The sequence below is a fragment of the Streptomyces sp. Y20 genome, from assembly GCF_043195475.1.
GTDB lineage: Bacteria > Actinomycetota > Actinomycetes > Streptomycetales > Streptomycetaceae > Streptomyces.
The window spans coordinates 587,399-599,819 of record NZ_JBIDDP010000003.1 but is presented as its reverse complement, the minus strand read 5'-3'; the positions used below and the strand labels follow the sequence as shown (position 1 = coordinate 599,819).

At 72.6% G+C, this 12,421-nt stretch carries 16 protein-coding genes and 1 tRNA gene; 13 read left to right on the top strand and 4 right to left on the bottom strand.

What is annotated here, in order from left to right:
- Positions 1 to 46: 46 nt before the first annotated feature.
- Positions 47 to 634, bottom strand: coding sequence for a GNAT family N-acetyltransferase (locus ACGFT1_RS11050; RefSeq protein WP_373908695.1), 588 nt, complete (start codon positions 632 to 634; stop codon positions 47 to 49).
- Positions 627 to 2,855 carry a penicillin acylase family protein gene (locus ACGFT1_RS11045; RefSeq protein WP_373908694.1) on the bottom strand — a complete coding sequence of 743 codons (2,229 nt, stop codon included), beginning with the start codon at positions 2,853 to 2,855 and terminating at the stop codon, positions 627 to 629. The genes ACGFT1_RS11050 and ACGFT1_RS11045 overlap by 8 nt, the downstream gene beginning before the upstream one ends.
- A gap of 72 nt (positions 2,856 to 2,927) precedes the next feature.
- Here ACGFT1_RS11045 and ACGFT1_RS11040 point away from each other — a divergent pair, with 72 nt between their 5' ends.
- From ACGFT1_RS11040 to ACGFT1_RS11025, 4 genes are all read left to right on the top strand, one after another.
- A complete protein-coding gene (locus ACGFT1_RS11040) occupies positions 2,928 to 3,650 on the top strand; it encodes a siderophore-interacting protein (protein WP_373908693.1) in 723 nt (240 codons plus the stop codon).
- A gap of 24 nt (positions 3,651 to 3,674) precedes the next feature.
- On the top strand, positions 3,675 to 4,247 hold the full coding sequence (locus ACGFT1_RS11035) for an HhH-GPD-type base excision DNA repair protein (protein WP_373908692.1): 573 nt from the start codon (positions 3,675 to 3,677) through the stop codon (positions 4,245 to 4,247).
- Positions 4,248 to 4,538: 291 nt separating this feature from the next.
- Positions 4,539 to 4,835 (top strand): type II toxin-antitoxin system VapB family antitoxin, encoded by a 297-nt coding sequence (locus tag ACGFT1_RS11030; RefSeq protein WP_003986294.1) that lies wholly within the window; start codon positions 4,539 to 4,541, stop codon positions 4,833 to 4,835.
- A gap of 97 nt (positions 4,836 to 4,932) precedes the next feature.
- On the top strand, positions 4,933 to 5,595 hold the full coding sequence (locus ACGFT1_RS11025) for a LytR C-terminal domain-containing protein (RefSeq protein WP_373908691.1): 663 nt from the start codon (positions 4,933 to 4,935) through the stop codon (positions 5,593 to 5,595).
- Positions 5,596 to 5,643: 48 nt separating this feature from the next.
- On the opposite strand, the gene upp is transcribed toward ACGFT1_RS11025, so the two are convergent.
- Positions 5,644 to 6,279: a uracil phosphoribosyltransferase gene (gene upp, locus ACGFT1_RS11020; RefSeq protein WP_373908690.1), complete on the bottom strand. Its 636-nt coding sequence runs from the start codon at positions 6,277 to 6,279 to the stop codon at positions 5,644 to 5,646.
- Positions 6,280 to 6,372: 93 nt separating this feature from the next.
- Between upp and ACGFT1_RS11015 the strand changes: the two genes are divergently transcribed.
- The 8 genes from ACGFT1_RS11015 (at position 6,373) to ACGFT1_RS10980 (ending at position 11,062) form a co-directional block, all read left to right on the top strand.
- A complete protein-coding gene (locus ACGFT1_RS11015; protein WP_373908689.1) occupies positions 6,373 to 6,618 on the top strand; it encodes a hypothetical protein in 246 nt (81 codons plus the stop codon).
- A 334-nt stretch (positions 6,619 to 6,952) separates the two neighbouring features.
- A complete protein-coding gene (locus ACGFT1_RS11010) occupies positions 6,953 to 7,492 on the top strand; it encodes a hypothetical protein (protein ID WP_373908766.1) in 540 nt (179 codons plus the stop codon).
- 59 nt (positions 7,493 to 7,551) lie between these two features.
- Complete coding sequence (tadA, locus tag ACGFT1_RS11005; RefSeq protein WP_373908688.1) at positions 7,552 to 7,983, top strand: tRNA adenosine(34) deaminase TadA; 432 nt, start codon at positions 7,552 to 7,554, stop codon at positions 7,981 to 7,983.
- A 45-nt stretch (positions 7,984 to 8,028) separates the two neighbouring features.
- Positions 8,029 to 8,113 (top strand) — tRNA-Ser (locus ACGFT1_RS11000).
- 155 nt (positions 8,114 to 8,268) lie between these two features.
- The gene (locus ACGFT1_RS10995; protein ID WP_373908687.1) at positions 8,269 to 8,448 is read left to right on the top strand and encodes a hypothetical protein; all 180 of its coding nucleotides are present in this window, start codon (positions 8,269 to 8,271) and stop codon (positions 8,446 to 8,448) included.
- 10 nt (positions 8,449 to 8,458) lie between these two features.
- Positions 8,459 to 8,752, top strand: coding sequence for a Dabb family protein (locus ACGFT1_RS10990; RefSeq protein ID WP_373908686.1), 294 nt, complete (start codon positions 8,459 to 8,461; stop codon positions 8,750 to 8,752).
- 149 nt (positions 8,753 to 8,901) lie between these two features.
- Positions 8,902 to 9,762 (top strand): RNA polymerase sigma factor SigF, encoded by an 861-nt coding sequence (locus tag ACGFT1_RS10985; RefSeq protein ID WP_373908685.1) that lies wholly within the window; start codon positions 8,902 to 8,904, stop codon positions 9,760 to 9,762.
- Positions 9,763 to 10,120: 358 nt separating this feature from the next.
- Positions 10,121 to 11,062 carry an RNA polymerase sigma factor SigF gene (locus tag ACGFT1_RS10980; RefSeq protein ID WP_373908684.1) on the top strand — a complete coding sequence of 314 codons (942 nt, stop codon included), beginning with the start codon at positions 10,121 to 10,123 and terminating at the stop codon, positions 11,060 to 11,062.
- Positions 11,063 to 11,508: 446 nt separating this feature from the next.
- On the opposite strand, the gene ACGFT1_RS10975 is transcribed toward ACGFT1_RS10980, so the two are convergent.
- Complete coding sequence (locus ACGFT1_RS10975) at positions 11,509 to 11,703, bottom strand: hypothetical protein (RefSeq protein ID WP_356819260.1); 195 nt, start codon at positions 11,701 to 11,703, stop codon at positions 11,509 to 11,511.
- A 216-nt stretch (positions 11,704 to 11,919) separates the two neighbouring features.
- On the opposite strand from ACGFT1_RS10975, the gene ACGFT1_RS10970 reads away from it, so the two are divergent.
- A complete protein-coding gene (locus ACGFT1_RS10970; RefSeq protein WP_373908683.1) occupies positions 11,920 to 12,411 on the top strand; it encodes a MarR family winged helix-turn-helix transcriptional regulator in 492 nt (163 codons plus the stop codon).
- Positions 12,412 to 12,421: the final 10 nt, after the last annotated feature.

The window sequence follows — 12,421 nt, the reverse complement described above, 5'->3', positions numbered from 1 at the left end:
CTGCTCACCGGGCCGGGACGCCGTCAGGGGCGCTTTTCGGGCGTCGTCATCCGGGGAGGGCCACCGCCCGGTCGAGGAAGGCGAGTTGGGCGTGCTTCTCCGGCAGGTACACGTCGGGCAGGTCGATCTCGGGGAGGACGACCGCGGGGCCGCGGCGGAAACCCTGGCGTGCGAGGCGGGCGAGCGCCTTGGTGTTGCGGACGTCCGGGTCGGCCACGATCCGCTGCCGGTCCAGGACCTGGAGCGCGAACGCCGTCACCGCCGTCAGCAGGGCCGACGTCCAGCCGGGGTGCGGGCCTGCGGGGCCGGCGGGGGCGAGGAGGATGTGCAGGCCGAGGTCGCCGGGGCGGACGTCGTAGCACTCGCCCACGCGGTCGGCGGCCGGTTCGTACGTCTGGAGGAGTGCGGCCGGCCGGCCGTCCTTGGTGACGAGGTAGGCGTGGTGGGTGTCGAGGGTGGCCAGGTGCCCGTAGATCTCGGCGACCTGGGCCTCGGACAGGCCGTTCATGCCCCAGAACGCGGCGCGTTCCTCGCTCACCCAGGCGTGGACGAGGCCCGCGTCGCCGTCCGGGTCGAGGGGGCGGACGCGGACGGTGCCGTAACCGTCGATGTGCTGGACGTGCAGGTCAGTCATCGGTCTCCTCCGGGGTGAGCAGGGTCCAGTCGGTGACGACCGGGGCGAGGTCTCCCCCGAGCCACAGGGGGAGCTGGTCGCGGTGGTGGGCGGCGCCGGGGACGCCGTCGGCGCCGAAGGGGACCACCCAGCGGCTGTTGTCGCGGTCGGCCAGGTCCCAGACGTAGCGGGCGGCCGGCCCGCGGGCGCAGTGGTCGGTGAGACCGGGGAGGGACGAGGTGCAGAGCACGCAGTCGTGGTCACCGGCGAGGCCCGGGCCGGGCGTGTCGGGGCCGGGGGGCGGGTCCGCCGGCAGCGCCCTCCAGGGAGCCAGCCGGTGGGTGGCGGACCAGGGCCCGGTGGGAGGTGCGGCGGCGATCTCCTCCAGGGCCGCACGGACGGCCGCGGCGCGGTCGATGCCGTACAGGCTCCCGGCGCGCAGCAGGTGTTCCAGGGCGTGGCCGACGCGGGGGACCAGGGCGAGCCATGGGAGCAGGACGTCCGGGTAGGCCGGGGGCTCGCCGAGCGGGGCGAGGACGGGGTGCGCGGCGAGGTGGCGGACGACCGCACCCCGCACCGCCGCGTACACCGCCGCGTCCGTGCTGTCCGCCTCCATGCGGCGGTCCCAGGCCAGGAGGCGGTCGCGGAGGCCGGCCGCGGCGGGGGTGAGGGCGGTGAGGGCGGCGACGTGGTCCAGGAGCGGGCCGGCGGAGGCGAGGTGGGTGTCCGTGTGGATCGCGGCCATGTCGTCGGCGGTCCAGGTGCGGCGCGCCTCGAGGAGGGCGCGGATGCGGGCGGCGCGGTGCGGTGGGGCGAACTCGACGCCGAGGGGGGCGGCGAGCCCGCGTTCGTTCGCCATCACCGCGATGCCGTCGTCCGGGGCGGCGTACGGCGTCTCGTGCGTGCCCCGCCATGCGTGACCGGGACTCCAGGCGGGGACCGGGTGGACGCGGTTGGCCTCGGCGCGCAGGGGGACGCGGCCGGCGACGCGGTGCAGGGTGCCTCCCTCGGTGTCGGCGGCGTGGACGACGTTGACCGGTTCGGCCCAGGCGTCCAGGGCCCTGTCGACGTCGCGGACGGTGCGGGAGCGGAGGAGGGGGAGGAGGGCGCCGAAACCGAGGTCCTCGGTGACCCGGGGCGGACAGCGGAGGGCGAGCGCCTCGGCCACACCCTCGGCGGCCCCGACGCTCCCGCCCGGACCGGCCGTGCGGCGCTCCGACGTGCCCGTACGGCTCTCACCGGCGGGGGTGAGCGGCCCCGGCGGTACGGCCCCGCCGTCGGCGGCCTCGGGCCCGTGTGCCCCGTCCCGGCCGTCCGGGCCGTCCGGGCCGCCCACGATGACCGGGCCCCGGGCGGTCTCGACGATCTCCAGTACGAGCGGGTGTCCGCCGGCGATCTCGACGGTCTCGGTGTGGCGGGCGGCGCGGTGCCAGGTGCCGTCCGGTGAGAGGGCCTCGACGCCGGTGCCCGTGCGGCGCAGGCGTTCGCGGTAGAGGTCCTGGTAGTCGGCCATGGCGTTGGTGATGGCCCAGGCGACGGTTCCGGTGTGGCCGAAGTGGGCGATGCCGGGGACCCCGGGGACGGCGAGGCCGACGACATCGAAGTCGGGGCAGGAGAGGCGGATCTGCTGGTAGACGCCGGGGTCCTCGATGAAGCGGTGGGGGTCGCCGGCGATGAGGGCGTGGCCGGTGGCGGTGCGCTCGCCGGTGAGGAGCCAGCCGTTGCTGCCGGCGGTGCCCGGGCCGTCGGTGGCGAACAGGCCGACGGCGTCGGGGCCGAGGTGGCGTATCGCGTGCTCGCGCCAGAGCTTGGCGGGGAAGCCGGCGAAGAGGAGGTGGGTGGCGAGCCAGATGCCGAGGGGGGTCCAGGGCTGCCACCGGCCGGGTGCCAGACCGGTGCGGGTGAACTCGGGGGCGCGGCGGGCGCCCGCGGGCAGGCCCGCGTTGACACCGTCGACGTACGCCCGGACCCAGTCCGCCGTCCCGGGGTCCCGGCGTTCCAGGGCGGCGAAGCAGCGGCGGGCGGTGTCGTCCAGCCGGGCACGGCGGGCGAGGACGTCCCAGGAGACGGCCGGGGCGCCGAGGAAGGCGGCCGAGGTGCCCTGCGCGCGGTGCCGTTCGACCTCCAGCTGCCAGGCCCGGTCGTGGGCGGTGACCCTGCCCTGGGCGTGGGCGAGTTCGCGGACGCCGGACGCGCGCAGGTGGGGAATGCCCCAGGCGTCGCGGTAGGTCTCGGTGGTCACCCGGAACACCTCCCTCTTAGGTTAGCCTGACCTAATTATCAGCGGGAATCGTACGCGAGCGGCGGAGGGGTCATGGGGCAGGGGCGGGGTTGGGAAGGCACGTTGCTCAGGCTGCTCGGCGGCAAGGACTTCCGCTGCACGGTCCTAGAGGCGGAGGACGTCACCCCGCACTACCGGCGGCTCCGGCTGAGCGACGGCGGCCTCCTCGCCGCGGCCGGCGTCCACCCCACGATGTGGGTACGGCTGTGGTTCGCGAACGCCGGCCGGCCGCACCAGCGCGCCTACACCCTGGTCGACCCCGACCCGGCCGCCGGCACCTTCGGCCTGGAGTTCGCGCTGCACGAGGGCCGGGCCTCCGACTGGGCGCGGGCCGCGCGCCCCGGCGACACCGTCGGGGCCACCGTGCAGGGCACCGGGTTCCGGTACCCGGACCCCACGCCTTCGCACCTCGTCGCGATCGGCGACCCGGCCTCCCTGCCCGCCGTCAACTCCCTGCTGGGCGCGCTGCCTTCCGTCCCGGCGACCGCCTGGTTCGAGGGGGACCCGGCGGGACTGCCCGGCCCGGCCGGACGGGGCCCCCACGCGATACGGCCGGTGCCGCGCCGGGACGCGGGCGCCCACCTGGTGGAGCGGGTCCGCGCCGAACTGCCCGCCGTCCTCGCCGGCAGCCCCCACCCGTATGTGTGGATCGCCTGTGACACGGCGACGACCCGGGCGCTCGCGGGCTACGTCCGCGGGGAACTGGGCGTGCCGAAGCAGCGGGTGCACGCGCTGGGGTACTGGCGCGCGGACTGAGAGACCGCGCGGGATCATCGACCCATGGATGTCACCCTGCACCTCGCCCAGGAGCCCGCGGCCGACGCGCTGCTGGGGCGCTCCCCGCTGGCCGCGCTGACCGGGATGCTGCTCGATCAGCAGATCCCGATGGAGTGGGCGTTCAAGGGCCCCCGAACCATCGCGGACCGGCTCGGCACCGAGGAGCTGGACGCGCACGAGATCGCGGCGGCGGACCCGGAGGCGTTCGCCGCGGTGCTCGCCGAGAAGCCCGCGGTGCACCGTTATCCGGGCTCGATGGCCAAGCGGGTGCAGCAGCTGTGCCAGTACCTCGTCGAGCACTACGGCGGGGACGCCGAGGCGCTCTGGCGGGACGCCGGCAGCGGGGCCGAGCTGCGGCGGCGGCTGGAGGACCTGCCGGGGTTCGGGAAGCAGAAGGCGCAGATCTTCCTGGCCCTGCTCGGCAAGCAGCTCGGGGTCACCCCCGAGGGCTGGCGCGAGGCCGCCGGCCCCTACGGCGAGCCGGACTCCTTCCGCTCCGTCGCCGACATCACCGGCCCGGACTCGCTGGCCAAGGTCCGCGCGTACAAACAGGAGATGAAGGCGAGGAAGAAGTAAGAGGCCGATCATGCACACGCCCTCACCCCCTCGCAGGCCGGCTCACCGTCCACAGCCTGTGCACAACGTCCGCGCGCCGGCCTTCCGCGCCCCCCGGAGGAACGATCCCGCAGGCTCCTGCGGGCCGTCCGGCGGGCTCCTGCGGGCCGGCGGACGGCGCGGTGCCACTGCCACTCGGCCCCCGCTCCCGTCCCCCTACTAGCCCGTTCGCCTGATTTGTTCCATCTTTTCAAGCGTTGCACTCGGCCACCATGGCTGCGCCCGGAACGTCTTGACCGGTAGGCTTTCCGTGTGATCTTCAAGCGCATCGGAAACGGCCGGCCGTACCCCGACCACGGCCGGGAAAGCACCCGGCAGTGGGCGGACGTCGCGCCGCGCCCGGTCCGCCTCGATCAGCTCGTCACCACCAAGCAGCAGCTCGATCTGGAGACCCTGCTGGCGGAGGACTCGACGTTCTACGGCGACCTCTTCGCGCACGTAGTGAAGTGGCAGGGCGACCTGTATCTGGAGGACGGCCTGCACCGCGCGGTCCGCGCCGCCCTCCAGCAGCGCCAGGTGCTGCACGCTCGCGTGCTCGAACTGGGCTGACCCGGGGCGACACGGCCGTTGCCCCTTTCGGGTTCCCCGGACGGCATCAGCTGATCATCTGATAGGCATCGCCGCCCGGGCGCACTACGCTGCGTTCATGAGCATGCTGACTCCGCCCGGCATGGGCGGCCGGTACCGCATCACGGGGGACACATACCCGCGGATGCGTCCGCCCCGTCGGCGCGTCAGGCTCGTGGCCGTCGTGGTGGCGTCGGCAGCGGCGCTCGGCCTGACCGGCTGGGGCACCTTGCAGCTCATCGACGTGTTCTCCGGCGACAGGAACCCGGCGGCCGGTTCCGCGGCGGACTGCCGGCTGAAGGCCGCGGCGGCCCCGGCGGCCCGGGTCGAGGCACTGCCCGCGCCCGGCCGGATCACGGTGAACGTCTACAACGCCACCCCGCGCACCGGACTCGCCAAGGACACCGCGGACCAGTTGCGCAAACGGGGCTTCCGCATCGGTGCCGTGGGCAACGCACCCAAGCAGTTCGACAAGAAGGTCAAGGGCACGGGGCTGCTCCTCGGCCCCGCGGCCGCGCGGGACACCTCGCTGCGGGTGCTCGGCACCCAGCTCGGCGGTGCCGACCTGCGCACCGACGCGGGACGCAAGGGCGCCGACCTCGACCTGGTCATCGGGGACGCGTTCAAGGGCCTGACCCGGCAGGCGTCCGCCGACCAGGCCCTGACCAGGCTGAGCGCACCCGCGTCCGCCGCCCCGGCCTCACCTTCGGCCAGGACGAAGAAGGGCTGCGCGGCGCAGTAGTACCCGCCCCGCCCAGCCCTCGTGCCGCGCTCGTACCCCGCGCGGTGCCTACTCGGCCGCGCCGTACAGCCGGTCCCCCGCGTCACCCAGACCCGGGATGATGTATCCGTGCTCGTTGAGGTGGTCGTCCACGGCCGCCGTGACGACCGTGACCGGCGTGCCGGCCAGTTCGCGTTCCATGACCTCGACGCCCTCGGGAGCGGCCAGCAGGACGACCGCCGTGACGTCGTCGGCGCCGCGCCTGATCAGCTCCCGGATCGCCGCGACCAGCGTGCCGCCCGTGGCCAGCATCGGGTCCAGGACGTACACCTGGCGGCCCGACAGGTCCTCGGGCATGCGCGAGGCGTACGTGGAGGCCTCCAGCGTCTCCTCGTTGCGGATCATGCCCAGGAAGCCCACCTCGGCGGTCGGCAGCAGCCGGACCATGCCGTCCAGCATGCCCAGACCGGCGCGCAGGATCGGCACCACCAGCGGGCGGGGACGGGCGAGCTTGACGCCGGTGGTCTGCGCGACCGGCGTCCGGATGGCGACCGTCTCGGTGCGTACATCCCGCGTGGCCTCGTAGGCGAGCAGGGTGACCAGTTCGTCGGCGAGTCGCCGGAAGGTCGCGGAATCGGTGCGCTGGTCGCGCAGCGTGGTGAGCTTGTGGGCGACCAGGGGGTGGTCGACGACGTGGAGACGCATGCCCTAACGGTACCTGCGCCGCGCGCTCCCTCACGCTGGCGTCAAACCGGCCGTCCGGGGGAAGGTGGGAAGGACGGACAGGGGTGGTGTGACGTGTCTGACCTGCCTGACAAGCGTGCGGACGCCTTCGGGGCCACCGGCGGTGCGGCCGGCTCCGGGAAGGGGTCCGCACAGACCGATCCCGACGCGCCCGAGAGCGCGGCCGACCGCCGGCGCCGCCGCGCCCAGTTCCTGCGCGATCTCGCCGAGGCCCGGGAACTGCGTGCCCGGGTCCAGCCGAGGCGCGCCAAGGTCGCCCGATTGCGCCACGCGATGCGGATGCGAACGTTCCGCCGGTAGGCGGGCCGGACGGACGGAGCCGCGCAGGCCGGGGCCGGTGCGGCCGTCCGGAGTGCGGAAGATCCGCGCCCGCGCCGGTGTCGGGGTGGCGGGCATGCGTGAGCGCGGGGAAAGCCGCGTACGATCCGCAGGTGGCGGCAATGAGCGCACTGGTGGACCGATCGCTGATCGCGATCGAAACAGCCAGACACAGGGGGCCGAAGACGTCCCCTGGACGCCTTGTTTCTGCCACGATTCCGAGTGGGTGGGGCTCGGAGCCCAGGCTCTCCCCTCCCACGTACCTCCGCCGGGGGAACCCCCAACCGGCACGCCTATGACCAGTGGGAGAGTCACGGTGTACTTCGCCGCACTGCTCGCGCGCACCGAAGACGGGTGGGAAGCGAGCGACACAGAGCTCGACGATGTGGAAACCCTGTCGGATCTGGCCGACCTGGCCCGGGAAGCCTCTCCCGACGAGGACACGGTGCTCGTCCTGATCGAGCAGGAGGACTCCTGGTTCGGAGTCGTCCGCGTGGACGGCGAGGAGGACCCTCGCATCTACGTCTCGGACGCCGCCGCCGCCCGGCGCAGCGCGTACGGCGAGCTGCTGCTCACCGACGAGTTGCTCGGCCGGGAGCCCGGCTCGGACGACGTCGTGGACCTGGACTCCCTGGACCTCGACGGCACGGAGGACGGCGACTCCGACGACGACGCCGAGGAGGAGGAAGGCACCCCCGGCGCCGACTCGGTGCCGCACAGCCCGGTGGGCGACAGGGAGATCCTGGACGACCTGGGCATCGGCGAGAAGGAGCTGCGCGCGCTGGACGCCGACGACGCGCTGAACACGATCGCCGAGGCCCTGGGCGCCTCGGAGGTGCTGGAGACCGTCCGCTGACCGCGATCCAGGACCCGCGGGACACACCGGACCCGGTCCGCGACCCCTGGCGGGCCGCGATGCGGCTCGCCCTGGACGAGGCCGGACTGGCCGCCCGGGGCGGGGACGTCCCCGTCGGCGCGGTCATGCTGTCCCCGGACGGTACGACCGTACTGGCGGCCGGGCACAACGAGCGCGAGGCCACCGGTGATCCCACGGCCCACGCGGAGGTCCTCGCGATCCGGCGGGCCGCGGCCCGGCTCGGGGAGTGGCGGCTGACCGGCTGCACCCTGGTCGTCACCCTGGAGCCGTGCACGATGTGCGCCGGCGCGCTGGTCCAGTCCCGGGTGGACCGGGTGGTGTACGGCGCCCGGGACGAGAAGGCGGGCGCGACCGGTTCGCTGTGGGACGTGGTGCGCGACCGGCGGCTCAATCACCGTCCGGAGGTCATCGAGGGCGTCCTCGCGGCGGAGTGCGCCGGGCTCCTCACCGGGTTCTTCCGGGACCGCTGAATTCCGATTTCGAACCGGGCCGCGGTGTGCTGTAGGGTCTCCCTCGGTAGCGTGTCCGAGCGGCCGAAGGAGCTCGCCTCGAAAGCGAGTGTGGCGCAAGTCACCGAGGGTTCAAATCCCTCCGCTACCGCTCAGGGAAAGGCCCCGCCGAACGGCGGGGCCTTCTTTGTGTTCCGGGGCAACCGCGCCGCACCGGCGGGCTCTTGGCGGTGGAAGAAGGCGCGGAGGTTACACTCGCGGCCGGCAGCAGGGGGCCCTCGGGGCACTGGCACAGGGGAGGCCGCGATGGCGGTGAACGCCAAGAAGATCGCCGTGTACGCGCTCGTGGTCTTCGCGCTGTACGTGATCATCACGGACCCGGCCAAGGCGGCCGACTACGTGCAGATAGGCTTCGAGGGCATCTCGGACGCGGCCAGAGCCATAGGCGACTTCATGACCTGGCTCGCCCACGGAGGAAAGGGCTGAGGTACCTCCCATGATCCGCCATCTGGTCCTCTTCAGGCTCAACGACGGCGTCGGCCGCGACGATCCGCGCGTGGTCGCGGGCGTCGAGGCCTTCCGGGCGCTCGGCGGGCAGATCGAGGAGCTGCGGTTCTGGGAGTGCGCCTGGAACATCAGCGACCGGCCGATCGCCTACGACTTCGCGATCAACTCGGCCGTCGAGGACACCGACGCCCTCCGGCGCTACCTGGAGCATCCGGCCCATCAGGCGGGCGTCGCGCTGTGGCGCGAGTTCGCCACGTGGGTGATCGCCGACTACGAGTTCTGAGCCCTTCCCCGCAGAAGCCCCCCGCTGGAACAGCGGGGGGCTTTCCCGCGTCTGGGGCCCCAACTTGTCTTTATTTGAGCACAACACGGTGTTACGCGGTGCTTGCGCACAGTGCACCTGTCTTGTGATGCTATGACCGCTTTTGACGGATGATTGACCGTGAAGAGGTGGCGTTGACCGTGTCGGCCAGTAGTGCGCCGCCCCAGGAGGAGGCACCCGCTCCGCCTCCGCCGGCCCCCGAGAGGCGCCGGGGCGCGGACACCCGGGCTCTCACCCAGGTGCTGTTCGCCGAGCTGAAGACGCTGACCCCGGGCACGCCGGAGCACCACCGCGTACGGGGAGCGCTGATCGAGGCGAACCTCCCGCTCGTGCGCTACGCCGCCGCCCGTTTCCGCTCCCGCAACGAGCCGATGGAGGACGTCATCCAGGTCGGCACCATCGGCCTGATCAACGCCATCGACCGCTTCGACCCGGACCGGGGCGTGCAGTTCCCGACCTTCGCCATGCCGACCGTGGTCGGCGAGATCAAGCGGTACTTCCGGGACAACGTCCGCACGGTCCACGTCCCCCGCCGGCTGCACGAGCTGTGGGTGCAGGTCAACAGCGCGACCGAGGACCTGACCACGCTGCACGGCCGCTCACCGACCACCGCCGAGATCGCCGACCGGCTGCGGATCAGCGAGGAGGAGGTGCTGAGCTGCATCGAGGCGGGACGCTCGTACCACGCCACCTCGCTGGAGGCCGCGCAGGAGGGCGACGGGATGCCCGGGCTGCTCGACCGGATCGGCTACGAGGACCCGGCGCTGGACGGCGTGGAGCACCGCGACCTGGTCCGCCACCTCCTCGTCCAGCTCCCCGAGCGCGAACAGCGCATCCTCCTGCTGCGCTACTACAGCAATCTCACCCAGTCCCAGATCAGCGCGGAACTCGGCGTCTCCCAGATGCATGTCTCGCGGTTGCTCGCCCGCAGCTTCCAGCGGCTGCGTTCCGCGAATCGGATCGAGGCGTAGCCCCACGGACTCCACGTCCGCCGAACCGTCGCACCACGGACGGCGGTGGTTGCACAGCAGGCGCACGGAAGCACGCCCCGGATGGCCCTGCATCGCATATCCGAGCGATCCGTAACCGGCGCGAGCGAATCCCTCACCAGGGCTGTTGCCGACAGTTGCGGCCCGACACACTGTCAGACGCCCTATGTGCAGGGCGTATTCGGTTCTCACATGTCGACATGTCACTACAGCGCGTTGCCGACATGTGACATTCTGCGGGAAGCGCGTTTGCCGAGGCTTCGGCTCCGGTATTCAGGTGAAGGCTGCGTCGCTCGGGAAGGACGCGGCCGCGACCGTCCCGCGACCCAAAGGGGGTGGCATGTCCGCAGACCAGGGCAGCTCGAAGGTGCTGACGCCCACGCTGAGCGAGGCAGCGCCCAAGGAGCTCGACGCTCTCGACGTCCTCGACGGCTTCGAGGGTGTCACGGCCCTCGAAGCCGTGCCGTCCCCGGCCGCCGCCCCGGCCGCCGAAGCTGTCCCGGCCATGCCGGCCACGGCGAACCTCGACACCCGCACCCTGTCCCGCTCCCTCTTCCTGCGCCTCGCCGCGCTGGACGAGCACAGTCCCGAGCGGGGCTACGTACGAGACACCCTCATCGAGCTGAACCTGCCGCTGGTGCGCTACGCGGCAGCGCGGTTCCGCTCGCGCAACGAGCCGATGGAGGACATCGTCCAGGTCGGCACGATCGGCCTGATCAAGGCGATCGACCGGTTCGACTGCGAACGGGGCGTGGAGTTCCCGACGTTCGCGATGCCGACCGTCGTCGGTGAGATCAAGCGCTTCTTCCGCGACACGTCCTGGTCGGTGCGCGTCCCGCGCCGCCTCCAGGAGCTGCGCCTGGCGCTCACCAAGGCCAGCGACGACCTGTCGCAGAAGCTGGACCGCTCGCCCACGGTGACGGAACTGGCCGCCGTGCTCGGCGTCTCCGAGGAGGACGTCGTCGACGGCCTCGCGGTCGGCAACGCCTACACCGCGTCCTCCCTCGACTCGCCGGCCCCCGAGGACGACGGCGGCGAGGGCTCCCTGGCCGACCGGCTCGGCTACGAGGACACCGCGCTGGAGGGCGTCGAGTACCGCGAGTCCCTCAAGCCGCTGCTGGCCAAACTCCCGCCCCGGGAGCGGCAGATCATCATGCTGCGCTTCTTCGCCAACATGACCCAGTCGCAGATCGGCGAGGAGGTCGGCATCTCCCAGATGCACGTCTCCCGGCTGCTGACCCGGACGCTGGCCCAGCTCCGCGAGGGCCTGATCTCGGACTGACCCGGCCACCGCCCGCCGGGCTCCCGTCACGACAGCCGTCGGCGACGCGAGCCGGGACCGGGTGGGGTCACAGGGACGACGACGCGTACGACGGATACGCGTGGCCGCCGAAGCGCCGTCATGGCCGCGTCGGCGGCCGTCGTCCGTCCGGGACGAGCCCGCGCCCCGCCGGCCACCCGGCCGCGACGCCGGTTACGGCGGTAGGACGAGGACGCTCTGCGGCGGTGGGCCGGGCAGCCGGGGTGGGCCGGACACCTGAGGAGGTACGCGCCGCCGGTCTCCGGCAGTCCGGCAGTCCGGCAGTCCGGACGGGCGTACGTCATTGCGCGCTCGGCATCGACCGGAGGGCGCCGGACGCGCGACGGACGCCGGACGGGTCCATCCGGGTCAGCGGGTCCCCGGCGGACGCGGGACGGGTTCGTCCGGGTCAGCGGGTCCCGCCGGCGTTACTTGAGCGCCAGCCAGGCGACTCCCGCCACCACGACGAGCGCCACGACGATTCCGATGATCAGGCCGATCCGGGGGCCCGAGGGGGCCGCCTGCTGCTGTCGGCCCTGTGGAGCCTCGTCGACGAACGCGCGGAACATCTGGGTGTTGCCGGCGGGGTCGTAATTGCCCTGGGGGCCCTGGGTGTTAGCCATGGCCCGAGACCTTAGCGAAGTCACGCCCCGCGGCCCAAGCGGGGGCCTGCCGGCAGGGCTCCACGGGGAGATGGGCACTGTCCCCGAACTCACCTGCGGATTTACGCCAGCAATACTTGTCTTTGCCAATTTTTTGCGCCTTCAACCATCCATTTGTTTGCCTTCAGCAACCAAGCACCCTTATGGTTGCTTCAAGCAACGAATACGGGAGGTGTGATGGCCGGGCAGGCGCAGTTTGAAGAGCTGGCGCGTCAGCTCAGTGCCGTCGGAGCCGTGAAGCGGGACATGGGGCGCATCCTGCCGCCCGACTGCCCGGCCGGCTCGGCCGCCGTGCTGACTCTGCTCGGCCGCCACGGCGACATGCGCATGAGCAAGCTCGCGGAGCTGCTCGCCGTGGACATGTCGGTCACCAGCCGGCATGTCGCACACGTGGCGGCACGCGGCTGGATCGAACGGCACCCGGACCCCGCGGACAAGCGCTCGCGCATCCTGCGCCTGACGCCCGAGGGTCTGGAGCAGCTGGACGAGCTGTCCCGGCGGACCACGCATCTGCTGGCCGAGCGGCTGGCCGACTGGACCGACGAGGAGGTCGCCCAGCTGATCCGGCTGATGACGCGACTGCGCGCGTCCTTCGGTGACTGCCGGTCCGTGCCGCGGCTCCCCGCACCCGTACTCGAAGAGACCACCCGTACACCCGCAAGCACGTAAGAAAAGGAAG

Bases quoted from the DNA above. Each gene is read 5' to 3' on its own strand.
- ACGFT1_RS10980 (WP_373908684.1), top strand. From the start codon at position 10,121: ATGTCCGCAGACCAGGGCAGCTCGAAGGTGCTGACGCCCACGCTGAGC.
- ACGFT1_RS11050 (WP_373908695.1), bottom strand. From the start codon at position 634: ATGACTGACCTGCACGTCCAGCACATCGACGGTTACGGCACCGTCCGC.
- ACGFT1_RS10995 (WP_373908687.1), top strand. From the start codon at position 8,269: ATGGCGGTGAACGCCAAGAAGATCGCCGTGTACGCGCTCGTGGTCTTC.
- ACGFT1_RS11040 (WP_373908693.1), top strand. From the start codon at position 2,928: ATGGGGCAGGGGCGGGGTTGGGAAGGCACGTTGCTCAGGCTGCTCGGC.
- ACGFT1_RS11035 (WP_373908692.1), top strand. From the start codon at position 3,675: ATGGATGTCACCCTGCACCTCGCCCAGGAGCCCGCGGCCGACGCGCTG.
- upp (WP_373908690.1), bottom strand. From the start codon at position 6,279: ATGCGTCTCCACGTCGTCGACCACCCCCTGGTCGCCCACAAGCTCACC.
- ACGFT1_RS10970 (WP_373908683.1), top strand. From the start codon at position 11,920: ATGGCCGGGCAGGCGCAGTTTGAAGAGCTGGCGCGTCAGCTCAGTGCC.
- tadA (WP_373908688.1), top strand. From the start codon at position 7,552: ATGCGGCTCGCCCTGGACGAGGCCGGACTGGCCGCCCGGGGCGGGGAC.
- ACGFT1_RS10990 (WP_373908686.1), top strand. From the start codon at position 8,459: ATGATCCGCCATCTGGTCCTCTTCAGGCTCAACGACGGCGTCGGCCGC.
- ACGFT1_RS10985 (WP_373908685.1), top strand. From the start codon at position 8,902: ATGATTGACCGTGAAGAGGTGGCGTTGACCGTGTCGGCCAGTAGTGCG.
- ACGFT1_RS10975 (WP_356819260.1), bottom strand. From the start codon at position 11,703: ATGGCTAACACCCAGGGCCCCCAGGGCAATTACGACCCCGCCGGCAAC.
- ACGFT1_RS11025 (WP_373908691.1), top strand. From the start codon at position 4,933: ATGAGCATGCTGACTCCGCCCGGCATGGGCGGCCGGTACCGCATCACG.